Source organism: Sphingomonas sp. CROZ-RG-20F-R02-07, assembly GCF_022662335.1.
Classification (GTDB): Bacteria; Pseudomonadota; Alphaproteobacteria; order Sphingomonadales; family Sphingomonadaceae; genus Sphingomonas.
Map to the genome: position 1 here is coordinate 380,659 of NZ_JAKNQJ010000001.1, position 26,471 is coordinate 407,129.

At 68.7% G+C, this 26,471-nt stretch carries 31 protein-coding genes; 22 read left to right on the top strand and 9 right to left on the bottom strand.

The annotated features are described in order from the left end of the window. Nucleotides 1–55: 55 nt before the first annotated feature. From glnA to aroQ, 5 genes are all read right to left on the bottom strand, one after another. Complete coding sequence (gene glnA / locus L8H00_RS01840) at nucleotides 56–1,468, bottom strand: type I glutamate--ammonia ligase (RefSeq protein WP_242095517.1); 1,413 nt, start codon at nucleotides 1,466–1,468, stop codon at nucleotides 56–58. A gap of 43 nt (nucleotides 1,469–1,511) precedes the next feature. Continuing rightward, entirely contained in the window at nucleotides 1,512–1,850 is a 339-nt protein-coding gene (locus L8H00_RS01845) for a P-II family nitrogen regulator (RefSeq protein WP_242095518.1), read from the bottom strand. A 246-nt stretch (nucleotides 1,851–2,096) separates the two neighbouring features. Continuing rightward, nucleotides 2,097–3,476 carry an acetyl-CoA carboxylase biotin carboxylase subunit gene (gene accC / locus L8H00_RS01850; protein WP_242095519.1) on the bottom strand — a complete coding sequence of 460 codons (1,380 nt, stop codon included), beginning with the start codon at nucleotides 3,474–3,476 and terminating at the stop codon, nucleotides 2,097–2,099. After that, nucleotides 3,476–3,961, bottom strand: a complete 486-nt coding sequence (accB, locus tag L8H00_RS01855; protein WP_242095520.1) for an acetyl-CoA carboxylase biotin carboxyl carrier protein — start codon at nucleotides 3,959–3,961, stop codon at nucleotides 3,476–3,478. The genes accC and accB overlap by 1 nt, the downstream gene beginning before the upstream one ends. Nucleotides 3,962–3,975: 14 nt before the next feature. Next, the gene (gene aroQ, locus L8H00_RS01860; protein ID WP_242095521.1) at nucleotides 3,976–4,410 is read right to left on the bottom strand and encodes a type II 3-dehydroquinate dehydratase; all 435 of its coding nucleotides are present in this window, start codon (nucleotides 4,408–4,410) and stop codon (nucleotides 3,976–3,978) included. A gap of 62 nt (nucleotides 4,411–4,472) precedes the next feature. Here aroQ and L8H00_RS01865 point away from each other — a divergent pair, with 62 nt between their 5' ends. The 3 genes from L8H00_RS01865 to L8H00_RS01880 all read left to right on the top strand — a co-directional run bounded on the left by L8H00_RS01865 (nucleotide 4,473) and on the right by L8H00_RS01880 (nucleotide 5,978). Further along, the gene (locus L8H00_RS01865) at nucleotides 4,473–4,673 is read left to right on the top strand and encodes a hypothetical protein (protein ID WP_242095522.1); all 201 of its coding nucleotides are present in this window, start codon (nucleotides 4,473–4,475) and stop codon (nucleotides 4,671–4,673) included. A 9-nt stretch (nucleotides 4,674–4,682) separates the two neighbouring features. Beyond that, nucleotides 4,683–5,687, top strand: coding sequence for a sulfur carrier protein ThiS (gene thiS / locus L8H00_RS01875; protein ID WP_277924224.1), 1,005 nt, complete (start codon nucleotides 4,683–4,685; stop codon nucleotides 5,685–5,687). A gap of 108 nt (nucleotides 5,688–5,795) precedes the next feature. Next, nucleotides 5,796–5,978: a CsbD family protein gene (locus L8H00_RS01880; protein ID WP_242095523.1), complete on the top strand. Its 183-nt coding sequence runs from the start codon at nucleotides 5,796–5,798 to the stop codon at nucleotides 5,976–5,978. A 310-nt stretch (nucleotides 5,979–6,288) separates the two neighbouring features. On the opposite strand, the gene L8H00_RS01885 is transcribed toward L8H00_RS01880, so the two are convergent. Then, nucleotides 6,289–7,008 (bottom strand): L,D-transpeptidase family protein, encoded by a 720-nt coding sequence (locus L8H00_RS01885; protein ID WP_242095524.1) that lies wholly within the window; start codon nucleotides 7,006–7,008, stop codon nucleotides 6,289–6,291. Nucleotides 7,009–7,112: 104 nt separating this feature from the next. Next, nucleotides 7,113–8,756: a thiamine pyrophosphate-binding protein gene (locus tag L8H00_RS01890; RefSeq protein ID WP_242095525.1), complete on the bottom strand. Its 1,644-nt coding sequence runs from the start codon at nucleotides 8,754–8,756 to the stop codon at nucleotides 7,113–7,115. A gap of 150 nt (nucleotides 8,757–8,906) precedes the next feature. Between L8H00_RS01890 and L8H00_RS01895 the strand changes: the two genes are divergently transcribed. From L8H00_RS01895 to L8H00_RS01985, 19 genes are all read left to right on the top strand, one after another. After that, a complete protein-coding gene (locus L8H00_RS01895) occupies nucleotides 8,907–9,824 on the top strand; it encodes an SMP-30/gluconolactonase/LRE family protein (RefSeq protein WP_242095526.1) in 918 nt (305 codons plus the stop codon). Between the two features lie 63 nt (nucleotides 9,825–9,887). Beyond that, nucleotides 9,888–10,595 (top strand): CoA transferase subunit A, encoded by a 708-nt coding sequence (locus tag L8H00_RS01900; RefSeq protein WP_242095527.1) that lies wholly within the window; start codon nucleotides 9,888–9,890, stop codon nucleotides 10,593–10,595. Further along, nucleotides 10,595–11,467 (top strand): HAD family acid phosphatase, encoded by an 873-nt coding sequence (locus L8H00_RS01905; RefSeq protein ID WP_242095528.1) that lies wholly within the window; start codon nucleotides 10,595–10,597, stop codon nucleotides 11,465–11,467. The genes L8H00_RS01900 and L8H00_RS01905 overlap by 1 nt, the downstream gene beginning before the upstream one ends. Further along, on the top strand, nucleotides 11,467–12,102 hold the full coding sequence (locus tag L8H00_RS01910; protein ID WP_242095529.1) for a CoA transferase subunit B: 636 nt from the start codon (nucleotides 11,467–11,469) through the stop codon (nucleotides 12,100–12,102). The genes L8H00_RS01905 and L8H00_RS01910 overlap by 1 nt, the downstream gene beginning before the upstream one ends. An 85-nt stretch (nucleotides 12,103–12,187) precedes the next feature. Continuing rightward, a complete protein-coding gene (locus tag L8H00_RS01915; protein WP_242095530.1) occupies nucleotides 12,188–13,237 on the top strand; it encodes a hypothetical protein in 1,050 nt (349 codons plus the stop codon). Then, entirely contained in the window at nucleotides 13,234–14,028 is a 795-nt protein-coding gene (locus tag L8H00_RS01920) for an N-acetylmuramoyl-L-alanine amidase (protein ID WP_242095531.1), read from the top strand. Before L8H00_RS01915 ends, L8H00_RS01920 begins: the two co-directional genes overlap by 4 nt. Nucleotides 14,029–14,096: 68 nt before the next feature. Then, nucleotides 14,097–15,533, top strand: coding sequence for a 3-isopropylmalate dehydratase large subunit (leuC, locus tag L8H00_RS01925; protein ID WP_242095532.1), 1,437 nt, complete (start codon nucleotides 14,097–14,099; stop codon nucleotides 15,531–15,533). 106 nt (nucleotides 15,534–15,639) lie between these two features. Then, nucleotides 15,640–16,269, top strand: a complete 630-nt coding sequence (gene leuD / locus L8H00_RS01930) for a 3-isopropylmalate dehydratase small subunit (RefSeq protein WP_242095533.1) — start codon at nucleotides 15,640–15,642, stop codon at nucleotides 16,267–16,269. Then, complete coding sequence (locus L8H00_RS01935; protein WP_242095534.1) at nucleotides 16,232–17,236, top strand: NADPH:quinone oxidoreductase family protein; 1,005 nt, start codon at nucleotides 16,232–16,234, stop codon at nucleotides 17,234–17,236. The genes leuD and L8H00_RS01935 overlap by 38 nt, the downstream gene beginning before the upstream one ends. A 3-nt stretch (nucleotides 17,237–17,239) precedes the next feature. Continuing rightward, nucleotides 17,240–18,592, top strand: a complete 1,353-nt coding sequence (locus tag L8H00_RS01940; protein WP_242095535.1) for an FAD/NAD(P)-binding protein — start codon at nucleotides 17,240–17,242, stop codon at nucleotides 18,590–18,592. Nucleotides 18,593–18,663: 71 nt separating this feature from the next. Then, nucleotides 18,664–18,987, top strand: a complete 324-nt coding sequence (locus tag L8H00_RS01945; protein WP_242095536.1) for a DUF1476 domain-containing protein — start codon at nucleotides 18,664–18,666, stop codon at nucleotides 18,985–18,987. A gap of 1 nt (nucleotide 18,988) precedes the next feature. Beyond that, the gene (locus tag L8H00_RS01950; RefSeq protein WP_242095537.1) at nucleotides 18,989–19,219 is read left to right on the top strand and encodes a BolA family transcriptional regulator; all 231 of its coding nucleotides are present in this window, start codon (nucleotides 18,989–18,991) and stop codon (nucleotides 19,217–19,219) included. Between the two features lie 13 nt (nucleotides 19,220–19,232). Continuing rightward, nucleotides 19,233–19,544, top strand: a complete 312-nt coding sequence (grxD, locus tag L8H00_RS01955) for a Grx4 family monothiol glutaredoxin (protein WP_242095538.1) — start codon at nucleotides 19,233–19,235, stop codon at nucleotides 19,542–19,544. 256 nt (nucleotides 19,545–19,800) lie between these two features. Continuing rightward, the gene (locus tag L8H00_RS01960; RefSeq protein ID WP_242095914.1) at nucleotides 19,801–20,637 is read left to right on the top strand and encodes an MBL fold metallo-hydrolase; all 837 of its coding nucleotides are present in this window, start codon (nucleotides 19,801–19,803) and stop codon (nucleotides 20,635–20,637) included. Further along, complete coding sequence (locus L8H00_RS01965; RefSeq protein WP_242095539.1) at nucleotides 20,622–21,332, top strand: DUF4230 domain-containing protein; 711 nt, start codon at nucleotides 20,622–20,624, stop codon at nucleotides 21,330–21,332. The genes L8H00_RS01960 and L8H00_RS01965 overlap by 16 nt, the downstream gene beginning before the upstream one ends. A 2-nt stretch (nucleotides 21,333–21,334) precedes the next feature. Then, complete coding sequence (nadA, locus tag L8H00_RS01970; protein ID WP_242095540.1) at nucleotides 21,335–22,333, top strand: quinolinate synthase NadA; 999 nt, start codon at nucleotides 21,335–21,337, stop codon at nucleotides 22,331–22,333. Nucleotides 22,334–22,656: 323 nt separating this feature from the next. Further along, nucleotides 22,657–23,493, top strand: coding sequence for a carboxylating nicotinate-nucleotide diphosphorylase (gene nadC, locus L8H00_RS01975; protein ID WP_242095541.1), 837 nt, complete (start codon nucleotides 22,657–22,659; stop codon nucleotides 23,491–23,493). A gap of 27 nt (nucleotides 23,494–23,520) precedes the next feature. Next, the gene (locus tag L8H00_RS01980) at nucleotides 23,521–23,979 is read left to right on the top strand and encodes a hypothetical protein (RefSeq protein ID WP_242095542.1); all 459 of its coding nucleotides are present in this window, start codon (nucleotides 23,521–23,523) and stop codon (nucleotides 23,977–23,979) included. Then, entirely contained in the window at nucleotides 23,976–24,719 is a 744-nt protein-coding gene (locus L8H00_RS01985) for a ribonuclease T (protein WP_242095543.1), read from the top strand. The genes L8H00_RS01980 and L8H00_RS01985 overlap by 4 nt, the downstream gene beginning before the upstream one ends. Here L8H00_RS01985 and L8H00_RS01990 read toward each other — a convergent pair. Together L8H00_RS01990 and L8H00_RS01995 are read right to left on the bottom strand one after the other, a co-directional pair. After that, nucleotides 24,689–25,096: a DUF4112 domain-containing protein gene (locus L8H00_RS01990; protein WP_242095544.1), complete on the bottom strand. Its 408-nt coding sequence runs from the start codon at nucleotides 25,094–25,096 to the stop codon at nucleotides 24,689–24,691. The genes L8H00_RS01985 and L8H00_RS01990 overlap by 31 nt on opposite strands. 5 nt (nucleotides 25,097–25,101) lie before the next feature. Then, nucleotides 25,102–26,469: an ABC transporter substrate-binding protein gene (locus L8H00_RS01995; protein ID WP_242095545.1), complete on the bottom strand. Its 1,368-nt coding sequence runs from the start codon at nucleotides 26,467–26,469 to the stop codon at nucleotides 25,102–25,104. Nucleotides 26,470–26,471: the final 2 nt, after the last annotated feature.

Below are 26,471 nucleotides of genomic sequence, written 5' to 3' on the forward strand. Positions count from 1 at the left end.
GCGCCTCTCGTCACGGGTGGCGGCATGGTGGTCCCATGCCGCCGCCGATGCGATGTCAGCCGCTGTAATACATGTCGAATTCGACCGGGCTGGGCGTCATTTCCCAGCGCGCGACCTCTTCGAACTTCAGATCGATATAGCTTTCGATCTGGTCGGCGGAGAACACGTCGCCCTTCAGCAGGAAGTCGTGATCCGCCGCCAGGCTGTCGAGCGCTTCGCGCAGCGATGCGCAGACGGTCGGCACCTGGGCCAGTTCGGCGGGCGGCAGGTCGTACAGATTCTTGTCCATCGCCTCGCCGGGATGGATCTTGTTCAGGATGCCGTCCATCCCCGCCATCATCAGCGCCGCATAGGCGAGATAGGGGTTGGCGAGCGCATCGGGGAAGCGGATCTCGACGCGCTTCGCCTTGGGGCCGGTGCCGTACGGAATGCGGCACGATGCCGAACGGTTGCGCGCCGAATAGGCGAGCAGCACGGGCGCTTCGTAACCCGGTACCAGCCGCTTGTAGCTGTTGGTCGAGGGGTTGGTGAAGGCGTTCAGCGCCTTGGCATGCTTGATGATGCCGCCGATGAAGAACAGGCACATGTCCGACAGGCCGGCATAGCCATTGCCCGCGAACAGCGGCTTGCCGCCATCCCAGATCGAGAAATGCGTGTGCATCCCCGAGCCATTGTCCTCCTTGATCGGCTTGGGCATGAACGTCGCCGTCTTGCCGTAAGCGTGCGCGACCTGGTGGACGACATATTTGTAGATCTGCATCCGGTCCGCGGTGGTGGTCAGCGTGCCGAAGGTCATGCCGAGTTCGTGCTGCGCGGCGGCCACCTCGTGATGGTGCTTGTCGCAGGGCAGGCCCATCTCGAGCATGGTCGACACCATCTCGCCGCGGATGTCGACCGCGCTGTCGACCGGGGCAACGGGGAAGTAACCGCCCTTGGCGCGCGGACGGTGTGCCAGATTGCCGCCCTCATATTCGCGGCCGGTGTTGGTCGGCAGCTCGATATCGTCGATCTTGAAATAGGAGCCGGCATAGTTGGTGTCGAACTGCACGTTGTCGAACATGAAGAACTCGGCCTCGGGGCCGACATAGATGGTGTCGCCGACGCCCGTGGTCTTGAGATAGGCCTCGGCGCGCTTGGCGGTGGAGCGCGGATCGCGCGCGTACAGCTCGCCCGTCGACGGCTCGACGATGTCGCATACCAGGATCAGCATCGGCGTGGCCGAGAACGGATCGGTCCACACCGCGCCCAGATCCGGCTTCAGGATCATGTCCGACTCGTTGATCGCCTTCCAGCCCTCGATCGAGGAGCCGTCGAACATCAGCCCGTCGGTCAGCTCGTCCTCGCCGATGACGCTCGCGACCATCGTCAGATGCTGCCATTTGCCCTTGGGATCGGTGAAGCGCAGATCGACCCACTCGATCTCCTGCTCCTTGATCATGTTCAGGACGTCGTTGGCCGAATTCGCCATGTTTTCGCTTCCTTGGTTAGAACGTCAGAAAAAACTCTGGGGACTAGAGCGCGTCCTCGTCGCGTTCGCCGGTGCGGATGCGCAGCGCGGTCTCGACGGGGATGACGAAGATCTTGCCGTCGCCGATGCGGCCGGTCTGCGCGGCGCCCGCGATCGCCTCCACCACGCGTTCGGCGAGCGAATCCTCCACGACGACCTCGAGCTTCACCTTGGGGAGGAAATCGACCACATATTCGGCGCCGCGGTACAGTTCGGTATGGCCCTTCTGGCGGCCGAAGCCCTTGGCCTCGGTCACCGTGATACCCGACACGCCGACTTCGTGCAGCGCTTCCTTCACCTCATCCAGTTTGAACGGTTTGATGATGGCTTCGATCTTCTTCACGCAACGCCCCCGGACCCGATGAATCGATAGTCGCCCCATGGGCGCCTTGCACCAAACGTGCCAGCGCCGCGCCCCTGGGGCAACAGGCGAAATGGTAAGCAAAACATGAAGATCGCTGCCCGCGAATCGGGCATATCCGCAACGGCTGCCCAAGGACGCGGCAGCGATGCGCCTCGCAAGCCGGATTGGAGGCGGCCGGCGTTCGGGATCGCGGCGGCCGCCGCGCTCACGCCGGCCGCCCGATCGTCACGCCGCGACGGCCTCGCGCGCCAGCCAGTCCTCGAGCCACTTGATCGTATAGGCGCCCTCCTGGAACTCGGGGTCCTCGATCAGGTCGCGGTGGAGCGGGATGGTGGTCTTCATCCCCTCGATCACGAATTCCTCCAGCGCACGCCGCAGCCGCGCGATGCAGCGCTCTCGCGTGGTGCCATAGACGATCAGCTTGGCGATCATGCTGTCGTAATAGGGCGGCACGCGGTAGCCGGCATAGAGGCCGCTATCGACGCGGACGTGCATGCCGCCGGGGGCGTGGAACTGCTTCACCAGCCCGGGCGAGGGCGCAAAGGTGCGCGGATCCTCGGCGTTGATCCGGCATTCGATCGCATGGCCGGTGAAGCGCACCTGATCCTGCGTTACCGACAGCGGGCACCCCTCCGCCACGCGGATCTGTTCGCGCACCAGGTCGATCCCCGTAATCATCTCGGTGACGGGATGCTCGACCTGGAGCCGGGTGTTCATCTCAATGAAGTAGAATTCGCCCGCTTCCCACAGGAACTCGATCGTCCCCGCGCCGCGATAGCCCATATCGGCCATCGCCTTGGCCACCACGCCGCCCATGCGCTCGCGCTCGGCGGGCGTGATGATCGGCGAGGGCGCCTCCTCCAGCACCTTCTGGTGGCGGCGCTGGAGCGAACAGTCGCGCTCGCCCAGATGGATCGCGACGCCGTTGCCGTCACCGAACACTTGGAACTCGATATGGCGCGGATTGCCGAGATATTTCTCCATATAGACGGTGGCATCGCCGAACGCCGCCTTTGCCTCGGTGCCCGCCTGCTGCATCAGCGTCTCGAGCTGGTCCTCGGACGCGCACACCTTCATGCCGCGCCCGCCGCCGCCCGACGCCGCCTTGATGATGACCGGATAGCCGATCTCGGCGGCGAGGCGCTTGGCCTCGGCCACGTCGCTGATCGCCCCGTCCGAGCCCGGCACCAGCGGCAGGCCGAGCCGCCCCGCGGTGCGCTTGGCCTCCACCTTGTCGCCCATGGTGCGGATATGCTCGGGCTTGGGCCCGACGAAGATCAGGCCGTGAAGCTCGACGATCTCGGCGAAGCGCGCGTTCTCGCTGAGGAAGCCATAGCCGGGGTGGATCGCGTCGGCGCCCGACACTTCGGCGGCCGAAATGATGTTGGGGATGTTCAGATAGCTGTCGGTCGCGGACGGCGGCCCGATGCAGATCGCCTCGTCCGCCAGGCGCACGTGCATCGCATCGGTATCGGCGGTGGAATGCACGGCCACCGTCTTGATGCCCATTTCATGGCAGGCCCGGTGGATGCGCAGCGCGATCTCGCCGCGGTTGGCGATCAGCAGCTTGCGGATCGGCCGGTGGGGCTGCGTCGAACCCGGCATCAATCGACCACGATGAGCGGCTGATCGAATTCGACCGGCTGGCCGTTCTCGACGAACACCGCGCTGACCGTGCCGGCGCTGGGGGCGAGGATCGGGTTCATCACCTTCATCGCCTCGACGATCAGCAGCGTGTCGCCGGCCGCGACCCGCTGGCCGACGCCGGCGAAGGGCTTGGCGCCGGGCTCGGCCGACAGATAGGCGGTGCCGACCATCGGCGAGCGGACTGTATTGGCCGATACTGCCGGGGCGGATGCCCCCGTCTCGCTCGCGATCGCCGCGGCGGGCAGCGTCGGGGCGGGCGCGGCGGCCGGCGGCGGTGCATAATGCGCCACCGATGCGACGGGCGCGGCCTTGCGCGCCACGCGGATCTTGCGATCGCCGTCCTCGACCTCGATCTCGGTCAGCTGGGTGGTATCGAGCAGTTCGGCGAGCTGGCGGACGAGTTCCACGTCGACCCGGATCGCATCGTCTTGGGGCTGTGTCATGGCCAAGCCTCCTGTCAGATGCGCGCCGCCGCTTCAAGCGCGAGCATGTAGGAAAGCGCGCCGAAACCGGCGATCGTTCCGCGTGCGGCCTGCCCGACGAGGCTCACATGGCGAAACGCCTCGCGCCGGTGCGGGTTGGACAGATGCACCTCGATCACCGGCGTCCTCACCGCCTTGATCGCATCGTGGATCGCCACGGAGGTGTGCGTAAAGCCCGCGGCGTTGAGCAGCACGGCGCGCGCCTCGCGCGCCTGCGCCTCGTGCAGCCAGTCGACCAGATGACCTTCATGGTTGGACTGGCGCAGGTCGATCTCCAGCCCAAGCTCGCGGGCGCGATCCTCCAGCCGGCCGGCGATGTCGTCCAGCGTATCGTGGCCGTAGATCTCGGGCTCGCGCAGGCCGAGCAGGTTCAGGTTGGGGCCGTTCAGGACATAGATGGTGTCGGGCATCGTCGCGCTATGGCCTCGCAAATGGGGATGGCCCGGTCTATATCGGTGCCGGAGATACCGCCATGGCCACGATACCCGAAAGTGAGAACGCGCCGCTCGATATCCGCGAGCAGATCGCGCGGATCGACAAGCTGATCGTCGAGGCGGGCAAGACCCGGCAGGACACGCGCTTCGCGCCGCTCACGCTGGTGTTCACCGGAATGGGTGCCGCGGCCGCCTTCTTCGCCGCCGGCGTGGCCTTCACCAAGCTTCTCATTCACTGAGTTTAATTCATGCACAATGACGGAACCGTGTCGATCACGGTCAATGGCGACCACAAGCGTGTGGCCGCGGGCCTCAGCATCGCGGCGCTTGCCTCCGAACTGGGGCTGGTGCCCGAAAAGGTCGCGGTGGAGCGCAACCTCGAGGTCGTGCCACGCTCGACGCTCGGCGAGGTGATGGTCGAGGACGGCGACGATTTCGAGATCGTGCATTTCGTCGGCGGCGGGGATCATCCGCGCCCGATCGCGGACGACAGCTGGAGCGTGGCGGGCCGCACCTTCCGCTCGCGGCTGATCGTCGGCACGGGCAAGTACAAGGATTTCGCCCAGAACGCCGCGGCGCTCGCGGCATCGGGTGCGGAGATCGTGACGGTGGCGGTGCGCCGCGTGAACGTCAGCGACCCGAACGCGCCGATGCTCACCGACTTCATCGATCCGAAGAAAATCACCTATCTGCCCAATACCGCGGGCTGTTTCGATGCCGAATCGGCGATCCGCACGCTGCGTCTGGCGCGCGAGGCGGGCGGTTGGGATCTGGTGAAGCTGGAGGTGCTGGGCGAGGCCCGCACGCTCTATCCCGACATGGTCGAGACACTGCGCGCGACCGAGGTGCTGGCCAGGGAGGGGTTCCTGCCGATGGTCTATTGCGTGGACGACCCGATCGCGGCGAAGCGGCTGGAGAATGCGGGCGCGGTGGCGATCATGCCGCTCGGCGCGCCGATCGGCTCGGGGCTGGGCATCCAGAACCGCGTGACGATCCGCCTGATCGTCGAGGGGGCAGGCGTGCCCGTGCTGGTCGATGCGGGCGTGGGCACCGCGAGCGACGCGGCGGTCGCGATGGAGCTCGGCTGCGACGGCGTGCTGATGAACACCGCGATCGCCGAGGCCAAGGACCCGATCATGATGGCGTCGGCGATGTGCCACGCGGTGGAGGCGGGGCGCCTGTCCTATCTGGCCGGGCGGATGGGGCAGCGTCGCTACGCCGATCCGTCGAGCCCGCTCGCCGGCCTGATCTGAGCCGGAGGGTTCGCGCCGGGATCGCGCGGAGGAACCCCGTTTCGGTTCGGCCGTTAATCCCTTGCGAAACCAACGGACACGGTGTCCGCGACCGCGATGGAGGCCATCATGGGCGAACTGACCGACAAGATCAAAGGCAATGTCGACGAAGCCGTCGGCAAGGTGAAGCAGGCGATCGGCGGCCATCAGGGCGATTCCGAACTCCACGACGAGGGCGCCGCGCAGGAGCTGAAGGGCAAGGGCGAGCAGGCCAAGGGCTCGGTCAAGGGCGCGCTCGGCGACGATATCTGATCGACGCGAACCGATGATGCGATGGGCCGCTCCGGGATGCCGGGGCGGCCCTTTTTGCGTCGTACTGGTCTCGGCAAGGAGAATCTGGAGCGAACGACGCTGGTTCGATTCATCTAGGCAGTCCTTGCCCAGCCACCGGAGCAGCGTCACGCAAATCCATTCCAGAGTTTGCCGACATGACATCGATCCGTTCGCCCTGAGCTTGTCGAAGGGCCTGACCCGAATGCGAATCTACGCCTGCGGAGAGCGTGCTTCGACAAGCTCAGCACGAACGGATCTCGTGATCGGATCAGGCTAATGTCAGCCCGCTTTAGATCGCCTTGACCTGCCCGCCCAGATCGAGCGTCTCGCCGCGCGTCACGATCACCCAGTCGCCGAGTTTCGTCGCGCCGAACAGCTTCTTCGCGAACGCGACGGGCACGCCGATACAGCCATGCGTGGCATAGTCCGCCGCGATCGGGCTGCCGTGGATCGACACGCCGTCGTTGGTCAGCCGCAGCATGTACGGCATCGGCGCGTGATAGAGGTTGGAGACGTGGTGCGCGTCCTTCTGCGTGATCGGGAACACGCCGAGCGGCGTCGGCATGCCGTCGTCGCCATAGATCACCGCGGTCGTCCCGATCTCATAGCCGCCGCGGAAGATCGAGAGCACGCTCGCCTTGGTATCCACGGTGATGAGGATGGGGCCGGCGGGTACGCCTGCCTCGTCCCAGAACCAGTCGCCGAACCGGATCGCGCCATGCGTATCGAGCACGCGGCGGATGACCGTGCCAGCGGGCGCCGTTCGCGGTTGGGCGGGTGCGGGTGCGGGTGCGGCGGGCAGGGGCGTGGGCGCGGGGGCGGCGGAGGCCAGCTTCGCCGGATCCACCGCGATCGGGACCGGCCTGGCAGGGCGCGGCGTGGGCGAGGCGGCGGCGGCGCGGGTCGCGAGCGTCGGCGCAGCGGTCGGGGCGGTCGCGAGCCGGGCGCCGATCGCGACGACGCCGAGGAGCAGAATTGCCTGTGCGCCGCTGCGCGCGATCGCTGCCATGTTCGTGCTCCGGATGGTTGCCGGCCTTCCCGATCGCGCAAAGTCGCGCGCGCCGCCAGCGCCGAATCGGGCGCGTGTCGGATCGGGACGCCCGGCGCGCGCGTTTACCTTTTCAGCGCGGAGAGCGTCAGGCGGGGGGTGATCGCCTCGATATCGGTCTTGAGATGGAGCAGCCGCACACCGGTTTCGGCCATCGCGCGGTCGAGCGCGGGGGCAAAATCCGCGGTGCGCGTGATCGTCTCCGCCCAGCCGCCATAGGCCCGCGCGAGTGCGGCAAAATCGGGGTTGCCGAGCGCCGTCGCGGTCGTCCGGCCGGGGAACTCGCGCTCCTGGTGCATGCGGATCGTGCCGTAGGCGCCGTTGTCGATCACCAGTATGAGTACGTTCGCGCCGTGCTGCACCGCGGTCGCCAGCTCCTGGCCGTTCATCAGGAAACAGCCATCGCCCGCCAGCGCCACGACGCACCGGCCGGGATCGCGCACGCTCGCGGCGATCGCGGCGGGCAGGCCATAGCCCATCGCGCCCGCGGTCGGCGCGAGCTGCGTGCCGGGCCCGGCATAGCGCCAGTAACGATGCCACCAGCCGCTGTAATTGCCCGCGCCGTTGCAGATGACGGTGTCCGCCGGAAGCGCATCGCGCATCGCCGCGACGCAGGGGCCGAGATCGAGCGCGACGTCGCCCCGCGGGCGCGGCGTGGACCAATCCCGATACTCGGCATGCGCCTCGCGCGCCGCCTCCAGCGGCGGCAGATCGATCGAGAGCAGCGCATCGGCGAACCGCGCCATGCCGGCACAGATGGCCAGATCGGCATGATAGGTCCGCTCCAGCTCCTCGGGATCGGGATGGACATGGACGATGCGCTGCCCCGGATGATCCGGCGTGACGAGCGCATAGCCGTCGGTCGTCGCCTCGCCGAGCCGCGCGCCGATCACCAGCAACAGGTCCGCGTCGCGGATCCGCGCGGTCAGCCGGGGATTGGGACCATAGCCGAGATTGCCCGCCCAGGCAGGGCTGGCATTGGCGATCGCATCCTGCCGGCGGAACCCGCTGGCGACGGGCACGCCGCTCCGCTCCGCCCACGCCGCCACGTCGCGCGCGGCCGCCTCGTCCCAGCCGGCACCGCCGACGATCATTATCGGCCGTTCGGCTTCGGCGAGCATCCCGGCGAGCGCGCCCATCGCGACCGGATCGGCGGCCTGCACCAGCCGTTCCACCCGCGGCCGGTCGACCGCCGCCACCGTGTCGAGCAGCATGTCCTCGGGCAGCGCCAGCACCACCGGGCCCGGCCGCCCGTTCATCGCGGTGGCATAGGCGCGCGCGACATATTCGGGGATGCGGCGGGCATCGTCGATCCGCGCCGCCCATTTGGCGAGTGGCGCGAACATCGCGGCGAAATCCACCTCCTGAAACGCCTCGCGGTCGCGCGTGCCGCGATCGACGTCGCCGATGAAGAGGATCATCGGCTGCGAATCCTGCATCGCCACATGGACGCCGATCGAGGCGTTGGTCGCGCCCGGCCCGCGCGTGACGAAGGCGATGCCGGGCCGGTGGGTGAGCGTGCCGTCCGCGCACGCCATGAACGCCGCGCCGCCCTCCTGCCGGCACGTCACGAGGTCGATCGCCGGGGTGTCGTGCAGCGCGTCGAGCACCGCGAGGAAGCTTTCGCCGGGCACGGTGAAGATGCGTTCGCAGCCCTGTGCGACGAGTTGGTCGACGAGGATGCGGCCGCCGGTTCGGATTTCGGTCATGCGCGGGTTCTGGCGCCCGGCGGCGCCGCTGTCGAGACTTGGGCCGTCGAGACTTGGGCCGTCGAGACTTGGCATGCGGCGGTGGACGCGGTTAGTCTCGCCGTGACGACGGACGCTCACCGCGGCGCCCGCGCTGTGCTGGAGAGACCGATGACTGAATGGACGCTCGTCGCCGATGGGCTGCGTTTCCCCGAAGGCCCCGTGGCGATGGCCGATGGCAGCGTCATCCTGGTCGAGATCGAAGCCGGGCGGATTACCCGGGTGCACGCGAATGGCCAAAAGGAGACGATCGCGGAGCCGGGCGGCGGCCCCAACGGGCTCGCGATCGGCCCGGACGGCAAGCTGTATTGCTGCAACAATGGCGGCTTCAACTTCGTCGAACAGGGCGGCTATCTCGCGCCGCACGGCCAGGCGGACGATTATTCCGGCGGCCGGATCGAGCGGATCGACCTGGCGACCGGCGCGATCGAGACGCTCTATGCCGATGGCGATTTCGACTGCCGCCTGCGTGGCCCCAACGACATCGTCTTCGACGATGCGGGCGGCTTCTGGTTCACCGATCACGGCAAGACCCGCCCGCGCGAGCGCGACGTCACCGGCATCTTCTACGCCAAGGCCGACGGCAGCCATCTGGCCGAGGTGATCTTTCCGAGCGAGAATCCGAACGGAATCGGCCTCTCGCCCGACGGCAAGCGGCTCTATGCCGCCGAGACCTATACCTGCCGGCTGATGGCATTCGACGTCATGGCGCCGGGCCGGGTGAAGCCCGACGCGGGGCCGGGCGGGCCGGGCATCCCGCTCTACCGCCCGGCCGGCTACAAATTCTTCGATTCGCTCGGGCTGGAGGCGTGCGGCAACATCTGCGTCGCGACGATCGGCGAATGCGGCATCTCGGTGATCTCGCCCGCCGGCGAACTGGTCGAGTTCGTGCCGACCGACGACGTGTTCACCACCAACATCTGCTGGGGCGGCGCGGATATGCGCGATGCCTATGTCACCTGTTCGGGCACCGGGCGGCTCGTCCGGACGCGCTGGCCGCGGCCGGGCCTGCGATTGCAGTATCCGTAACGCGCACGCGTTGACCTGCCGCCCCGCGCGTCGCTATCGCGGCCAGAAGTTGGAGAGAGCCGGATGAACAAGCTGTACGCCGATGCCGCCGCCGCGCTGGACGGGCTATTGTTCGACGGGATGACGATCTGCGCTGGCGGGTTCGGCCTGTGCGGCATCCCCGATCGGCTGATCGACGCGATCCGCGACGCGGGAACGAAGGACCTGACGATCGCGAGCAACAATGCCGGGATCGACGGCGAGGGGCTCGGCAAGCTGCTGCGCACGCGGCAGGTGAAGAAGATGATCTCGAGCTATGTCGGCGAGAACAAGGAGTTTGAGCGGCAATATCTCTCCGGCGAGCTGGAGGTGGAATTCTGCCCGCAAGGCACGCTCGCCGAACGCTGCCGCGCGGGCGGCGCGGGCATTCCCGGCTTTTACACCCGCACCGGCGTCGGCACGCTGGTGGCCGAGGGCAAGGAGGTGAAGACTTTCGACGGCGAGGATTATATCCTCGAACGCGGCATCCGCGCCGATCTGGCCATCATCAAGGGGTGGAAGGCAGACGAGAGCGGCAACCTGGTGTTCCGCAAGACCGCGCGTAACTTCAACGCGCCGATGGCCACCGCGGGCAAGGTCTGCGTCGCCGAGGTGGAGGAGGTGGTGCCGACCGGCAGCCTCGATCCCGATCACATCCACCTGCCCGGCATCTATGTGAAGCGGATGATCGTCGGCAGCCCCTATGACAAGCGCATCGAGTTCCGCACGGTGCGCGAGCGCGCCGCGGCGTGATGCGCGTGTCGCCCCGGGCCGCCCTGGCATCGGCGCTGCTGCTGGGAGGGTGCGCGACCGTGGCACCCTCGGCGCAAACGGCATCGGTGCCGCCGTCGATGCAATATCTCTATGGCTCGGGCGAGGCGGCGGCGCTGTCGGAACAGGCCTATACCGCGCTGACCGAGCATGTCCGGATGTTCGTCGCCTCGCGCGCGGCCAAGCCCGGCCCGCGCCAGTCGGTGATCCTGGCACCCGGCACCACGCTCGAACGGATGGTCACGCTGCCCTGTGGCGACAAGCCGGTCGCCGCGGTGTTCGACATGGACGAGACCGCGGTGCTGAACCTCGGCTATGAATATGACGCGGCGCGGCGCGCGGGCCCCTACGACCAGGCGCGCTGGGATCGTTGGGAGCGGACCGGTGGCGACCGGATCGTCGCGGCGCCGGGTGCGGCCCGCGCCTTCTACGAATTGCGGCGGATGGGCGTCACCGTCATCGTCAACAGCAACCGGACCGCGGCCGCCGCGAACCAGACCGCGCAGGCGCTGGCGGGTGCGGGGCTCGGCCGCTTCGTGCACGGCGAGACGCTGTTCCTGCGCGGCGATGTGGACGGCAAGGCGGCCAAGGACGGGCGGCGCACCGCGATCGCTGCGCGCTGGTGCGTGGCGGCGATGGCGGGGGATCAGCTCGCCGACTTCACCGATCTGTTCGACCAGCCGCCCGCCACGCGGCGGGCGGCGGTGTCGGCGGTGCCGGCGTCGCGCTTCTTCGGGGTCTGGTGGTTCGTGCTGCCCAACCCGGTCTATGGCACGGGGCTGGAGGGCGGCTGGAACGACGTGTTCCCCGCCGGCAAACGCTGGGCGGACGCCCCGGCCAAGGGAGAGCGATGATGGCGTGGGACCGCAACCAAATGGCCGCGCGCGCCGCACGGGAGCTGCGCGACGGCTATTACGTCAACCTGGGCATCGGCATCCCGACCTTGGTCGCGAACAATATTCCGGAGGGCATGACGGTCACGCTGCAGAGCGAGAACGGGATGCTGGGGATCGGACCCTTCCCCTATGACGACGAGGTCGATCCCGACCTCATCAACGCGGGCAAGCAGACGATCAGCGAGTTGCCGCAATCGGCCTATTTCAGTTCCGCCGACAGCTTCGCGATGATCCGCGGCGGGCATATCGACCTGACCGTGCTCGGCGCGATGGAAGTGTCCGAAGGGGGCGACATCGCCAACTGGATGATCCCCGGCAAGATGATAAAGGGCATGGGCGGCGCGATGGATCTGGTCGCCGGCGTCAAGCGGATCATCGTGGTGATGGACCATGTCGCCAAGGACGGCAGCCCCAAGTTCATCCCCGCCTGCACCCTGCCGCTGACGGGCCGCAACGTGGTGGACATGATCGTCACCGATCTGGCGGTGTTCCAGCGGCCCGACCACATCGTGCCGTTTCGCCTGATCGAGACCGCGCCGGGCGTCTCCGCCGACGAGATCGCCGCCAAGACGACGGCGCACTACACCGCCTGACCCCGCCGAAACGGAGGCGTCCGGCCTCGTCGTTCCCGGCACCCGCTTCTAGCCTGCACCCGATCGAGAAGGGTGGGGGTGCGATATGGGGCGGGCGAAGATCGGCGATCTGGCGGTCGGCGAACTCGATCCGGCGGGGCAGCCGGTTCGCGAGATCTATGCCCGCAACGATCCCATGTACGGCGTGTATCGCACCGCCAAGCGGGTGTGCGTCCAGTTCGCCGACGATGCCGATCGCGAAGGGGCGCAGCGCAAGGCGATGGTGCCGCTGGCGGCGCTGCGCGGCGACATCAACGGCCTGATCGACGGTTGGCGAACGAGCGATCGCTACCGTGCCAAGGCGCGCCGGCGGCGGTTCGATCGCGGCACCGCCGATGCGCTGATTTCGGCGCTGGAGGAGGATCCCGCCGGCGCGCTTCATCAACTGACGGCGGTGCGGGCGACGATCGTCGACGGGCGGACGGCGATCGGCCGCTTCCAGTATCTCGGCATGGCGCTGGCGATCGTCGTCCTGGTGTTCCTGTCGCTGTGGCTGACGAGCCTGCGGGCGATCTCGTCCTCGCCGGTCACGACCGTCTATACGCACGACGTGCTGATCGCCATCGGGGGCGGGGCGCTCGGCGCGTTCCTGTCGATCGCCATGGGCCTGAAGTCGCGCACCGTGCTGCCCGATCTGCAATGGGTCGCGAACCTGTGCGATGCCGTGCTGCGGATGGTGGTCGGGATCGTCGCGGGTGCGATCTTCTTGTGCCTGTTGCGCGGCGGCTTCGGGCTGACCTTCGCGTCGCTGAGCGCAGCGTGCAGGGTGGGGGAGGACGGGTGCGATCCCCATCAGGGATGGATGCAGATCTTCGCGCTCGGCTTCGTGGCCGGTTTCTTCGAACGGCTTGTGCCCGACCTGCTCGACAAGGCGGGAGCGTCGGCGCGGACATCCGCGGCGGCGGCGGAAAAACCCGTAGTACCGCCCGTGGCATCGCCTGTGATGCCGCCCGCCGCCCCGCCCGCCATGCTGCGATCGGCCGAGGCCGACGAGTCGGGCGATTGCCTGTGTGATCACCCCTTGGCGGCCGAGGATGCGACTCCCGACTGGGCGCTGCCGGCGGCGACGGGCGGCGTCGCGGGAGAGCGGTCATGACCTATCGATTGACATGGTTGGAGGACGTCCTGCTCGGTGCGGGCTTGAAGGTCGCCGCGGTGGACGGCTGGAAGACGCGTGGCCTGGCCGATGCGGGCGATCCCAAGGGCATTATCTGCCATCACACCGGCTGCGGCGCGGTGACGGGCAACATGCCGAGCCTGAACACGATCGTGCATGGCCGCACCGATCTGCGCGGGCCACTGTCGCAGCTCGCGCTCGGGCGCGATGGCACCTTCTACCTCGTCGCCGCCGGCTTCGCGCAGCATGCGGGCCAGGGATCGTGGCAGGGCATCACCACGGGCAATTCGAGCTTCATCGGCATCGAGGCCGAAAATGACGGGCGGCTGGCGAACGGCGTGGCGGTCGAGCCCTGGCCCGAGGTTCAGGTCGATGCCTGCCGCCGCGGCGTCGCGGCGATCCTCAGCCGGATCGGCGCCAACGCCGTCATGTGCGCTGGCCACAAGGAATTCGCGCTGCCCCAGGGCCGCAAGGACGATCCGCTGTTCGACATGCTCACGTTCCGTGCGGCGGTCGCGGCGATCATGGCCGGCTCGGGTCCGGTGCGGCCCGCCATTCCCGCCATCGACGACGCGGCACGGCCGACGATGCGGCGCGGCGGCACGGGCGATCGGGTCAAGGCGCTGCAGGCGGCGATCGGGCAACCCGTCGATGGCGTGTTCGGCGCGCATACCGAGGCGGCGGTCCGCGCGTGGCAGGTGGCCCACCGGCTCGTTCCCGATGGGATCGTGGGCCCGCGATGCTGGGCCGTGCTGGACGCCGCGAATTAGTCTCGTTCCAGCACGATTGTTGCGGAGAATGGTTGCGTCGCTGGCCGTTTCGGTTACCGGGTGCGGTCATGTCCGACCGGCCACGCACGCTGTACGAAAAGATCTGGGACGCCCATGTCGTGGAACGTCGCGACGATGGCACCTGCCTGATCTATATCGACCGGCACCTCGTCCATGAGGTGACGAGCCCGCAGGCGTTCGAGGGGCTGCGCGCTGCCGGCCGGCGGGTGCGGCGGCCCGATCTGACGCTGGCGGTGCCCGATCACAATCTGCCGACGACGCCGCGCGTCGATGCCGCCGGGCGGCTCATCCCGATCGCGGACGCCGAAAGCGCGCAGCAGCTCGATGCGCTGCGCCGCAACACCGCCGAATTCGGCATCGACTATATCGACGCGACCGCGGCCGAACAGGGCATCGTCCATGTGATCGGGCCCGAACTGGGCTTCACGCTGCCCGGCACCACATTGGTCTGCGGCGACAGCCACACCTCGGCGCATGGTGCGCTGGGGGCGCTCGCCTTCGGGATCGGCACCAGCGAGGTCGAGCATGTGCTCGCCACGCAGACGCTGCTTCTGAGCCCGTCCCGGACGATGGAGGTGCGCGTCGACGGCACGCTCGGCTTCGGCGTGTCGGCCAAGGACGTGATCCTGTCGATCATCGGGCGGATCGGCGCGGCGGGCGGCACCGGCCATGTGATCGAATATACCGGCGAGGTGATCCGCGGCCTATCGATCGAGGGGCGGCTGACGGTCGCCAACATGTCGATCGAGGGCGGCGCGCGCGCCGGGCTGGTCGCCCCCGACGAGACGACCTTCGCCTATCTGAAGGGCCGGCGGATGGCGCCGACGGGCGCGGCATGGGACCGCGCGGTCACGTGGTGGCGCGCGCTGGCGACCGATCCGGGCGCCGCCTATGACCGGACGGTACGGCTGGACGCGACCGTCATCGCGCCGGCGCTCACCTGGGGCACCAGCCCCGAGGATGTCGTGCCGATCACCGGCACCGTGCCCGATCCCGACAGCTTCGCCGATCCGTCCAAGCGCGAGGCGGCGCGCAAGTCGCTGGCCTATATGGGGCTGACGCCGGGCGCCGCGATGCAGGACGTGGCCGTGCAGCACGTCTTCATCGGCAGCTGCACCAACAGCCGGATCGAGGATCTGCGCGCTGCCGCATCGGTGGCGAACGGGCGGCATGTGGCCGACGGGGTGCGCGCGCTGGTCGTGCCCGGATCGGGGCTGGTGAAGCGCCAGGCCGAGGCCGAGGGGCTCGACCGGATCTTCGCGAGCGCCGGCTTCGAATGGCGCGAGCCGGGCTGTTCGATGTGTCTTGCCATGAACCCCGACAAGGTGCCGCCGGGCGAACGCTGCGCCTCGACCAGCAACCGCAATTTCGTCGGGCGGCAGGGGCCGGGTGCGCGCACCCATCTCGTCAGCCCGGCGATGGCGGCGGCGGCGGCGGTGACGGGCCGGTTGGCCGACGTACGTGATCTGATGGGAGCGGAATGATGCGCAAGGTGTTGGCATTGCTGATCTGCGGCACGGTTGTCAGCGGCGTGGCCGCCTATGTCGCTTCGGCGCGCATGGCGCCCTCGACGATCGCCATCGCCGACCGATGAACCCCGTCCGCTCCGTTGCCGGCGGCGCCTACCCCTGGGGCGCGAAGAACGTCGATACCGACGTCATCATCCCCGCGCACTGGCTGAAGACGATCACCCGCGCGGGGCTGGGCCGCGGCGCGTTCGAGACGGTGCGCGCGCAACCGGGCAACATCTTCGACGATCCGGCCTATGCGGGCAGCCCGATCCTGATCGCGGGTGACAATTTCGGCTGTGGCTCCAGCCGCGAGCACGCCGCCTGGGCGCTCGCCGACATGGGCGTGCGCGCGGTGATCGCGCCGAGCTTTTCCGACATCTTTTCGGGCAACGCGTTCAAGAACGGCATCGTCGCGGTCGTGCTGCCGCAGCCCGCGGTCGACCGGCTGATCGCAGTCGCGCGCGAACAGCCGATCACGATCGATCTGGAGACGATGACGGTCACCACGCCGTTCCAGGATCGGTTCGTCTTCGAACTCGACGCGTTCCGTCGCCAATGCCTGATGGAGGGGCTGGACGAGGTCGGGCTGACGCTGGCAAGGGATACCGCGATTTCGAAATTCGAGCATGAGGTGGCGGATCACCGCCCCTGGCTCCAGCGGGAGAGCGGATATGCGGGCATTGCTGTCGAGGGCGCCGGGCGGACCTGAAACGCTGGAACTGGCCGACGCGCCCGATCCGGTCGTGGCGCCGGGGCAGGTGGTGGTCGCGGTGCGGGCCTGCGCGATCAACTATCCCGACGTGCTCATCATCGAGGACAAATACCAGTTCAAGCCTCAGCGCCCCTTCGCGCCCGGCGGCGAGATCGCCGGTGTGATCGACAGTATCGGCGAGGGCGTCACGGGCTGGACGGTGGGAGACCGGGTGATCGCGATGATCGGTCATGGCGGCCTGGTCGAGAAGGTCGCGGTCGATCCCGCGCGCATGTACCGCCTGCCCGAAGGGCGCAGCTTCGCCGAGGGCGCCTCGCTGATCCTGACCTATGGCACGACGATCCACGCGCTGCGCGATCGCGGCCATCTGAAGGCGGGCGAGACGTTGCTGGTGCTGGGTGCGGCCGGCGGCGTGGGGCTCGCCGCGATCGAACTCGGCAAGGCGTTCGGCGCCACCGTCGTCGCCGCGGTTTCGTCCGAGGAAAAGGCGGCGGCGGCCAAGGCGGCGGGCGCCGACACGACGCTCGTCTATCCGCGCGGACCGTTCGACAAGGATCAGTCCAAGGCGCTCGCCGAACAGTTCAAGGCGGCGGTCGGCAAGGGCGGCGCGGACGTGATCTACGATCCGGTCGGCGGCGATTATGCCGAGCCCGCGCTGCGGTCGATCGCGTGGGAGGGCCGCTATCTGGTGGTCGGCTTCCCCGCCGGCATTCCCCGATTGCCGCTGAACCTCACCCTGCTCAAGAGCTGCGACGTGTGCGGTGTGTTCTGGGGCGCGTTCGCGGCGCGCGATCCGCAGGCGAACGCCGCGCATATGGATCACCTCTTCCGTCTGTGGGAGGAGGGCCGGATCGCCCCGCGCGTGACCGAGACGTTCGCGTTCGAGCGCGGCGGCGACGCGATCGCCAAGATGGCGGGGCGGGGCGCCATCGGCAAGCTGGTGGTCGAGGTGGCCGGGGGCTGAGGCGTGAACCCGGCGGGCCATGTCGCGATCGTCGGCGGCGGCTTCAGCGGGACGCTCCTCGCGATCAACCTGCTCCGGTTCGCAGGGCCGCGCGCCACGCTGATCGACCGGGCGGCCGACCGGATCGGGCGCGGCGTCGCCTATAGCGCGATCGGCGCGGACCAGTTGCTCAACGTCCGCGCGGGCGGGATGAGCGCCTTTCCCGACGATCCCGGCCATTTCGCGCGCTGGGCGGCGGCGCGCGGCGCGGGCGATGCACAAAGCTTCGTGCCGCGTGCGACCTATGGCGCCTATCTCGCGGAAACGCTGGCGGAAATGCGCGCGGCCGAGCCCGGTCGGCTGACGCTCGTCACCGGCGACGTGAGCGACGTGAGCGACGTGGGCAACGGCGTGACCATCGCCGACCAAATGCTCGCGGCGGATAGCGTGGTGCTGGCGACGGGCAATCTGCCGCCGCACACGCCGCCCGGGATCGACCCCGCGCGGCTTCCCGCGGGCGCCTATGTCGGCGATCCCTGGCGCGGCGATATCGCCGAGGGATTGCGGCCCGACGATGTGGTGGTGCTGATCGGCACCGGCCTGACCGCGATCGACGTCGCGCTGAAGCTGGAAGCGGCGGGGTTTGCCGGCCCCGTGCTCGCGCTGTCGCGGCGCGGGATGCGGCCGCACCGGCATCTGGACGGCCTGCCGCCGAAGCGCGCGCGCCAGGATCCGCCCGAGGGATCGCTCTCCGCGCTGGTCGCCCAGGTCCGGGCGGAGGCGGCGCGCGACGGCTGGCGCGTCGCGGTGGATGCGCTGCGTCCCGTGACTCAGCGGCTCTGGGCGGCGAGCGACGATGCGGTTCGCGCGCGCTTCCTGCGCCATCTTCGCCCCTATTGGGACGCGCACCGCCACCGGCTCGCGCCGGCGGTGGCGGACCGGATCGACGCGATGGTCGCGGACGGCCGGCTGCGCTTCGCGGGCGGGCGGATCGTCGAGGCGGTCGCGCATGGGGCGGGCGTCACGCTGCGATGGACCCCGCGTCATGGCGAAACCAGCGAGACGGTGAACGCCGCGCGTATCGTGAACTGCACCGGCCCGCAGGGCGATCTGGTCCGCAGCGACGACCCGCTGCTGCGCACCCTGGCCGCGCGCGGCGCGATCCGGCCCGATCCGCTGCGGCTCGGCATCGACGTCGATGCGCAGTCGCGCGTGATCCGCGCTGACGGCACTCCCGATCCACGGCTGTGCTGCGTCGGCCCGATGACGCGCGGCGGATTGTGGGAGGTGGTCGCGGTGCCCGATCTGCGCGTGCAGAGCTGGACGCTCGCGCGCCGCCTGGCCAACGCGCATTGGGTGGGCGGCGAGGGGCTGTAGCCGGGCCGCCGTTGCACGCTGGGTCGGGCGCGCCTATCTCGCACCCAGACTAACGCAATCCGGGGACGCCAATGACCACTTTCGACGAACGCGAACGCGCCTTCGAGACCAAGTTCGCGCGCGACGAGGAAATGGCGTTCCGGATCGTGGCGCGCCGCAATCGGCTGCTCGGCCATTGGGCGGCGGGGCTGATGCAGCTCACCCCAGAAGAGGCGGAAGCCTATGCGCGATCGGTGGTCCATGCCGAATTCGAGGAAGCGGGCGACGAGGACGTGGTGCGCAAGCTCGTCGGCGATCTGGCGGCGGCCGGCGTGGAGATCGACGATGCCGCGGTGCGCCGCGCGCTCGACGCGCATATGATCGAGGCGCGTCGCCAGCTCATGCAGGCGCAATAAGATGCCGATGGCGGCCGACGATATCGCGGGCATGATCCGCGACGCGATCCCCGACGCGGTGGTGGAGATCACCGATCTGGCGGGTGACGGCGATCATTATGCGGCGCGCGTCGTCGCACCCAGTTTTGCGGGCCTGTCCCGCGTGAAGCAGCATCAGGCGGTGTATGCGGCGCTCGGCGGCCGCATGGGCGGGGTGCTCCACGCACTCCAGCTCACCACCGCGGTTTCGTGAGAGGATGATTGAGATGACCGACGACGCACAAGCCCGGATCGACGCGATCGTGAAGGAAAAGCCCGTGGTGCTGTTCATGAAAGGCAGCCCGCTGTTCCCGCAATGCGGCTTTTCAAGCCGCGCAGTCGCGATCCTCAACCATCTGAACGTCGAATTCGACAGCGTCGACGTGCTGCAGGATCAGGGCATCCGCCAAGGCATCAAGGCCTATTCGGACTGGCCGACCATCCCGCAGCTCTATGCGAATGGCGAGTTCGTCGGTGGGTCCGATATCATGATGGAAATGTACGAAAGCGGCGAGCTGGCGCAATTGTTCGCCAAATGAGCCGGGTGCGGGCGGGTCTTGCGAGATCGGTAGCAGCGAAGACCCGCCCTGCTGAAGCGTCAGACGCTCGGCTGCTGCTTACGTAGCACCGCGCGTGCCAGATCGCCCCAATCGCGCGAAACCGCGCGTCACGGTGGTTAACGCGATCGCGGCAGCGCGCCCGGTTGTAAATCCCGCCGACAGGCGACCCGCCCGCCCGGCAAGCCCGGGCGTCGCGCCCCTTGCCTTGAACCGTCCGAGCGGCCATCTCGCGGTGATGGGCGAGCATCCGACCGGCATCCCGATCCAGCTCGAGCCGCTGGTCACGCGCGTGCTCGCGCCCAATCCCTCGCCCTTTACGCACACCGGCACGCAAACGCACATCGTCGGCGCCGGCGATCTTGCGGTGATCGATCCGGGGCCGGACGATCCCGCGCATCTGGCGGCGCTTCAGGCTGCGATCGCCGGCCGTCCTGTCCGTGCGATCCTCGTAACTCATCACCACCGCGACCACAGTCCGGCGAGCCGGCCGCTGCGCGCGATGACGGGCGCGCCGATCTTGGGCGCCGCACCCTTCGCCTCAACGGAAACCGCGTTCGACGCGAACTATGCGCCCGATCGGGCGATGGCGGAGGGCGGCACGATCGGCGGCGACGGCTGGACGCTTACCGCGATCGCGACGCCGGGCCACACCTCCAACCATCTCGCCTTCGCGCTGCCCGAGACGGGCGCGCTGTTCGTGGGCGATCACGTGATGGGCTGGTCCACCACGATCGTCTCGCCGCCCGATGGCGACATGGCCGCCTATATGGCCAGCCTGGACAAGCTGATGCGCCGCGACGACCGGATTTATTATCCCGGGCATGGCGAGGCGGTGGAGAACCCGCAGCGTTTCGTGCGTGGGTTGCTCGGCCATCGCAAGCAGCGCGAGGGGCAGATCCTGCGCCTGCTGCGCGCGGGTCCGAAGGACGTGCCGGGCCTTACCGCGCTGATGTATGTCGGGCTGAACGCGCGGATGCTGCCCGCCGCCGCACGATCGGTGCTGGCGCATCTGTACGACCTGCGCCATCGCGCGCTGGTGACCGAAGAGGATGCGATGTGGCGGACGATCTGACCCCGCGGCGTGGCGGCGTGGGGAGTTTCCTCGCCAAGGCCGCGGGCGTGCTCGTGCTGCTGGTGCTGGCCGGGCTGATGGCGGCATGGGCCGTGCAGCGCTATATCGGCATGCGGCTCGCGCCCGATCCCACGACGATCGCCAGCGCGAGCCTGGCGGGGCTGCGCGAGCAGAACCGGTTGTCCGCCTTCGCCGCGCGCTTCGTGGCGGTCACCACCTCGCGCCAATCGCAGATGGGCTTCTCGACCGAGAAGACGCTCATCATGCCGGGGATGGTGCGCTACGAGGTGGATCTGGCGAAGCTCGAGCAGCGCGACGTGGCGTGGAACGCGGCGACGAAGACGCTGGCGGTGACGCTGCCGCCGGTCGAGATCGACGGGCCGCAGATCGATCTCAACGCGCTGCGCACCTATGGCTCGGGCGGCGTGCTGTCGCACCTGACCGACGCGGACAGCGTGCTCGACGCGGCCAATCGCCGTGCGGGCCAGGCCGAATTGCTGCACCAGGCGCGCGCCGCGCCGATGCTGTCGCTGGCGCGCGATGCCACCCGCCGCGCGGTCGAGCGCAGTTTTGCGATGCCGCTGCGCGCCGCCGGCGTCGACGCCACCGTCACGGTGCGCTTCGCCGACGAGCCGACCTCTTCCACCGAGCGTTGGGACACCAGCCGCTCGCCTGCCGAAGTCCTGGGGAAATGACGATGGAACTGCACCGCCACCCAACGGGAGTCGATCTCCGCGCCGAGATCGATCGCCTGCGCCGCGAGCGCAACGCCGTGATCCTGGCGCATTATTACCAGAAGCCCGAAATCCAGGACATCGCCGATTTCGTCGGCGACAGCCTCGATCTCAGCCGCAAGGCCGCCGAGACGGATGCCGACGTGATCGCCTTTTGCGGCGTGCGCTTCATGGCAGAGACCGCCAAGATCCTGAGCCCGCAGAAGATCGTGGTGCTGCCCGATATGGATGCAGGGTGCAGCCTGGAGGATAGCTGCCCGCCCGAACAATTCGCCGCCTTCCGCGCGCAGCATCCCGATCACATCGCGCTGACGTACATCAACTGTTCGGCGGAGGTGAAGGGCCTGTCCGACGTGATCGTCACCAGCTCGTCCGCCGAGAAGATTCTGTCGCTGATCCCGCCCGAACAGAAGATCATCTTCGGCCCCGACCGCAATCTGGGCGGCTATCTCAGCCGCAAGACCGGGCGCGACATGCTGCTATGGCCGGGCGTGTGCATCGTGCACGAGGCGTTCAGCGAGACCGAGCTGATGAAGCTGAAGGCGCAGCATCCCGGCGCGCCCGTGGCAGCGCATCCCGAATGCCCCGCGGTGATCCTCGACCACGCCGATTACGTCGGATCCACGCGCGGCATCCTCGAATTCGCGCAAGGCTTCTCGGGCGACACGCTGATCGTCGCGACCGAACCGCACATCATCCACCAGATGGAAAAGGCGCTGCCGGCCAAGCGCTTCATCGGCGCGCCCGGCGCGGACGGCAACTGCAACTGCAACATCTGCCCCTATATGGCGCTCAATACGATGGAGAAGCTGTACGTCGCGCTCCGCGATCTGGAGCCGCGGATCGAGATCGAGGAAGGGCTTCGGCTGCGCGCGAAGAAGAGCCTCGACGCGATGCTCGCCATGGCGAGCGGGTCGGTGGGGATGGGCGACCTCGGCCCCGTGCGCGTGACGGGGGACTAAGGGCGCCGAGAGAGATTCACGCAGAGGCGCGGAGGCGCGGAGAAGAGCATTCGGCCGCGTCACCGGCCTCTCATGAAAAGTGTGAAGGCGCTCCGCGCGGGTTACTTCTCCGCGCCTCCGCGCCTCCGTGTGAACCCGTTCGTCACGGGCCGGCCAGCCGATGCGACGAACGGTTGGCCGCCACGATCCCGATGCGGCCGGCGGCTCTGTCCTACACGGGACGCCTCCTGTAGGATCAGAAGCATGACGATGCTCCACATCCCTCTTCATGGCCGCCCCGCCGGGTGCGCGGCGTGGCACCTTCGCCAACTTCCGGGCGCACGATGATCCCCGGCTTCGACGTCGCCGCCTTCGTCGCCGCCACGCTGGCCGAGGATCTGGGCGACGCCGGCGACATCACCTCCGCTACGGTCATCCCGGCCGATGCGCGCTTCGTCGGCGTGATGGCCAGCCGCGACGCCATCGCCGTCGCCGGCCTCGCGATCGCCGAGGCGTTCTTCCGCGCGCTCGATCCCCGCGTTCGGATCGAACGGCTGGTGGAGGATGGCGCGCAGGTTCCGGCCGGCACCGCGCTCCTGCGGATGGAGGGGGCGGCGCGTGCGATGCTCACCGCCGAACGCTCGGCGCTGAACACCGTTCAGCATCTGTCCGGCATCGCCACGCTGACGCGCAGCTATGTCGACCGGATCATGGGCACGGGCGCCACGCTGCTCGACACGCGCAAGACGATCCCCGGCCTGCGTCTCCTGGAGAAATACGCCACCCGCATGGGCGGCGCGCAGAACCACCGCATGGGCCTGTGGGACGCGGCGATGATCAAGGACAATCACGTGGCCGTTGCCGGCGACATCGCCACCGCCGTCCGGCGCGCGCGCGACGGCGGCATCGCGCGGATCATCGTCGAGGTCGACCGCGTGGACCAGATCGAACCCGCGCTCGCCGCCGGGGCGACTCACTTGCTGCTCGACAACATGACCCCGCCGGTGCTGCGCGGCGCGGTGACGCTCGTTGGCGGCCGCGTGCCGACCGAGGCATCGGGCGGAGTCACGCTCGACACGATCCGCGCGATCGCCGAGACGGGCGTCACCTATGTGTCGGTCGGCCGCCTGACCCAGTCGGCGCCCGCCGCCGATATCGGGCTGGATTTCGCCACCGCCTGACCGGCGCCGGCACCAAAGGGGGGAATCATGCGACCACCGTCGATCGTGAATTTCGAACGCTGCTATCTCGGATCGTTCGCGATCTGGCTGCTCAACACGCTCGCCTTCTGGCCCGCGCTCACCGCCGCGATGCGCGCGAACCCTGCCGTCGCGCGCCTGTCGCCTGCGTTCGCGCCGACCGTGCTGGGTATCGGGATCGTGCTGGTTTCGGCGATCACGCTGCTGCTGTGGTATTTCACGGCACGCACCGGATCTTTGGTGGCCAAGTGGATCGTGACGATCTTCTTCGCGTTCAGCGCGATCCCGGCGTTCTATGGGCTGGCGGTGGCGATGCGCCCGATGACGCCGCAGGGGATCGGCAACCTCGTCTCGATCGCGCTGAACGCGGTGGCGGTGTGGATGCTGTTCCGTGCCGATGCCCGGCTTTGGTTCGCCGCAAGAAACGCCGATGTCCCGGTCGGCCGCAACGAGGAGATGCCGCTATGATTCGTTTGTCGCTCACTGCCATCGGTCTGTTGGCGGCCGGATCCGTCCAGGCGCAGGCGCTGCGTTGCACCCCGCCCTCCGGGCCGCAGCCCGTCCATGCCGAAACGCCGAGCGCGGACCAGCCGCGCCGCGTGCTGCCGATCGGCAGCTACACGCTCGCGATCACCTGGGTGCCCGAATATTGCCATGGCAGCGCGAACAAGCCCGCCGCCGCTTTCGAATGCGCAAGCAGCGCGCGGTTCGGCTTTTCGCTTCACGGTCTGTGGCCCGATGGCGTTGGCAAGGAATGGCCGCAATATTGCCGCGACACCGGCCTGCTGCCGCAGGCCGTCATCAAGGGCGCGATGTGCGCGACGCCCTCCGGCCAGTTGCTCCAGCACGAATGGGCCAAGCACGGCACCTGCATGGCCGACCTTCAGCCCTCCGCCTATTTCGGCCGTTCGACTGGACTGTACGCGAAGCTCCGTTACCCCGACATGGCCGCGCTTTCACGGCGTCCTGCGCTGAACGCCGGTATGCTGGCCGACGCCTTTGCCGCGGCCAATCCCGGCATGACCGCCGACATGATCCGCGTGACCGCCAATCCCCGCGGCTGGCTGGACGAGCTTTGGATCTGCCTCGACAAGCGCTTCATCTATACGCGCTGCCCCGCGCACTCGGGCGGGATCGATCGGCAGGCGTCATTGAAGATCTGGCGCGGCGGGCGCGGTCAGCCGTCGAGCGTGACCGACGCGGGATAATGCCGGTCGAGATGGCGCTTGATGATCCGCAGGTTGCGCGTGTTCGACCGGAAGAAGAAATCCGGGATCGCGCCCACCCAGGGGATCATCCCCAGCGCCCAGTCGACCCCCACATTGCCGAACATGCGCGCGATCTGTGTCTTCGACATGCCGATGTTGCGCGCTTCCCACACCATCCATGCGCCCACTGCGGCGGCGATGCTGCTGCCGGCGAAGGGAAGGAGATCGAGGATCACGTCGAGCCCGACCCGGCGGTTGATGCCGGGAATGACGAACAGCCCCTCCATCACCTTTTCCACCGCTTCGACGCGGCGGCGGACCGAGGCGGGATCGCGGCCGATCGGCAGCGGTTCGGCGAAGATGCGGGTGTTGGCCATGACCTTCAGTTGGGGGCCGTGCGCAGCCGGTTCAACGGGTGCCACGCCCGCACATTGGGCTGCCATGCCCCGAGGCGAAGCGCGACCAGCGACCAGCGCAGCGGCCGCGCCAGCGGAATAAATGCCGCATCCTCGGTCAGGGCGATGTCAGCCGCGGCGATCCGCTGCGCCCGCTCCCCAGGCGTCGGGGCCTGGCGGGCGGCCTCCAGCGCCTGCTGCGCGGCGTCGCTGCAGACGACGCAAGCCGTGGCCAGATACCAGCGCGCGCTGTCATAGGGCGCCACCCGGTCGATCAGCCGCAGATCGGCGGGGGCATCCATGCCGACGCGTTCGGGGGCGATGCCGATCCCGATCAGCGACGCCGCGATCTGGCCGAACAGCAGCGTCGCCCCGGGGCCATGGGGCAGGGCGATGCGGAGCGTCAGCGGCTTGACCGCCCATGACGCGACGCGCGCCCTTGCACCGGCGATACGGTCGCCGGCCGCCAGTTGCGTCCAGGCGGGGCTTGTCGGAGGCGCGGCCGAATCGAGCTGTTCGGGCAGCAACTGTTCGGTGGGCGCCCACCCGGCGGAAACCGCGCCGAGGATCGCGGTGCGGTCCAGCGCCTGCGCCACCGCGGTGCGGTTCGCCGGATCGCCGAGGAAGCCGCTGCGATCGATCACCGCCAGGCCGAATATCCCGGCGGCAGGATCGACGCGGACGTTGGCGGCGGCGGTCCCGCTGGCCGCGATCAGTGGCCAATCGGCGAAGCTGCCGCCGGTCACCAGATCCGAATCATGGTGCGCAAAGCGCGCGATGGCCCGTGCGGCGCGTTCGCCGATCAGCAGCACGTCGTCTTCTGGCGCGGGTTTGCGATCCTCGTCCGGATCGGCCCGGTCGGGATCGGGCGCCGGCTGCAGCAGCGGTGCGCGCCGGCCGCGCAGGATGCGGAACGGGCCGCTTCCGCCCGGTGGCCTGATCCGCAGCAATGCCATTTCCGGCTGGGCGAACAGTTTCAGCAAATCGGGGCGGGGCCGTTGCAGGCGGATCTCGATCACCTGCGGGGTCATGACGACGATGTCGTCGATCGCGGTGAGGAACGGCGCGAGGGGATTGCGCGACTGGGGCGCAATCTGCCGTTTCAGCAGCGTGACGACCTGTTCCGCGGTTACCGGGGCACCATCGGTCCATTCCAGATCGCGCAGCCGGAAGATGTAGCTCATGCCGTCATCGATCACGGTCCACCGCTCGGCGAGACCGGATTCGACCTGGCCGGACGCGTCGAACCGGACCAGACCCTGGGCCACCGCATCGGTCAGGATGCGCGACGATATGTCGGGTTCGCCGCGGCGGGCGTCGGCCAGCATCGGTGTCGCGCCGATCGCGCTGACCACGA

Coding starts and splice junctions, on each gene's coding strand:
- glnA (WP_242095517.1), bottom strand. CDS start 1,468: ATGGCGAATTCGGCCAACGACGTCCTGAACATGATCAAGGAGCAGGAG.
- accC (WP_242095519.1), bottom strand. CDS start 3,476: ATGCCGGGTTCGACGCAGCCCCACCGGCCGATCCGCAAGCTGCTGATC.
- accB (WP_242095520.1), bottom strand. CDS start 3,961: ATGACACAGCCCCAAGACGATGCGATCCGGGTCGACGTGGAACTCGTC.
- aroQ (WP_242095521.1), bottom strand. CDS start 4,410: ATGCCCGACACCATCTATGTCCTGAACGGCCCCAACCTGAACCTGCTC.
- L8H00_RS01865 (WP_242095522.1), top strand. CDS start 4,473: ATGGCCACGATACCCGAAAGTGAGAACGCGCCGCTCGATATCCGCGAG.
- thiS (WP_277924224.1), top strand. CDS start 4,683: ATGCACAATGACGGAACCGTGTCGATCACGGTCAATGGCGACCACAAG.
- L8H00_RS01880 (WP_242095523.1), top strand. CDS start 5,796: ATGGGCGAACTGACCGACAAGATCAAAGGCAATGTCGACGAAGCCGTC.
- L8H00_RS01885 (WP_242095524.1), bottom strand. CDS start 7,008: ATGGCAGCGATCGCGCGCAGCGGCGCACAGGCAATTCTGCTCCTCGGC.
- L8H00_RS01890 (WP_242095525.1), bottom strand. CDS start 8,756: ATGACCGAAATCCGAACCGGCGGCCGCATCCTCGTCGACCAACTCGTC.
- L8H00_RS01895 (WP_242095526.1), top strand. CDS start 8,907: ATGACTGAATGGACGCTCGTCGCCGATGGGCTGCGTTTCCCCGAAGGC.
- L8H00_RS01900 (WP_242095527.1), top strand. CDS start 9,888: ATGAACAAGCTGTACGCCGATGCCGCCGCCGCGCTGGACGGGCTATTG.
- L8H00_RS01905 (WP_242095528.1), top strand. CDS start 10,595: ATGCGCGTGTCGCCCCGGGCCGCCCTGGCATCGGCGCTGCTGCTGGGA.
- L8H00_RS01910 (WP_242095529.1), top strand. CDS start 11,467: ATGGCGTGGGACCGCAACCAAATGGCCGCGCGCGCCGCACGGGAGCTG.
- L8H00_RS01915 (WP_242095530.1), top strand. CDS start 12,188: ATGGGGCGGGCGAAGATCGGCGATCTGGCGGTCGGCGAACTCGATCCG.
- L8H00_RS01920 (WP_242095531.1), top strand. CDS start 13,234: ATGACCTATCGATTGACATGGTTGGAGGACGTCCTGCTCGGTGCGGGC.
- leuC (WP_242095532.1), top strand. CDS start 14,097: ATGTCCGACCGGCCACGCACGCTGTACGAAAAGATCTGGGACGCCCAT.
- leuD (WP_242095533.1), top strand. CDS start 15,640: ATGAACCCCGTCCGCTCCGTTGCCGGCGGCGCCTACCCCTGGGGCGCG.
- L8H00_RS01935 (WP_242095534.1), top strand. CDS start 16,232: ATGCGGGCATTGCTGTCGAGGGCGCCGGGCGGACCTGAAACGCTGGAA.
- L8H00_RS01945 (WP_242095536.1), top strand. CDS start 18,664: ATGACCACTTTCGACGAACGCGAACGCGCCTTCGAGACCAAGTTCGCG.
- L8H00_RS01950 (WP_242095537.1), top strand. CDS start 18,989: ATGCCGATGGCGGCCGACGATATCGCGGGCATGATCCGCGACGCGATC.
- grxD (WP_242095538.1), top strand. CDS start 19,233: ATGACCGACGACGCACAAGCCCGGATCGACGCGATCGTGAAGGAAAAG.
- L8H00_RS01960 (WP_242095914.1), top strand. CDS start 19,801: ATGGGCGAGCATCCGACCGGCATCCCGATCCAGCTCGAGCCGCTGGTC.
- nadA (WP_242095540.1), top strand. CDS start 21,335: ATGGAACTGCACCGCCACCCAACGGGAGTCGATCTCCGCGCCGAGATC.
- nadC (WP_242095541.1), top strand. CDS start 22,657: ATGATCCCCGGCTTCGACGTCGCCGCCTTCGTCGCCGCCACGCTGGCC.
- L8H00_RS01980 (WP_242095542.1), top strand. CDS start 23,521: ATGCGACCACCGTCGATCGTGAATTTCGAACGCTGCTATCTCGGATCG.
- L8H00_RS01985 (WP_242095543.1), top strand. CDS start 23,976: ATGATTCGTTTGTCGCTCACTGCCATCGGTCTGTTGGCGGCCGGATCC.
- L8H00_RS01990 (WP_242095544.1), bottom strand. CDS start 25,096: ATGGCCAACACCCGCATCTTCGCCGAACCGCTGCCGATCGGCCGCGAT.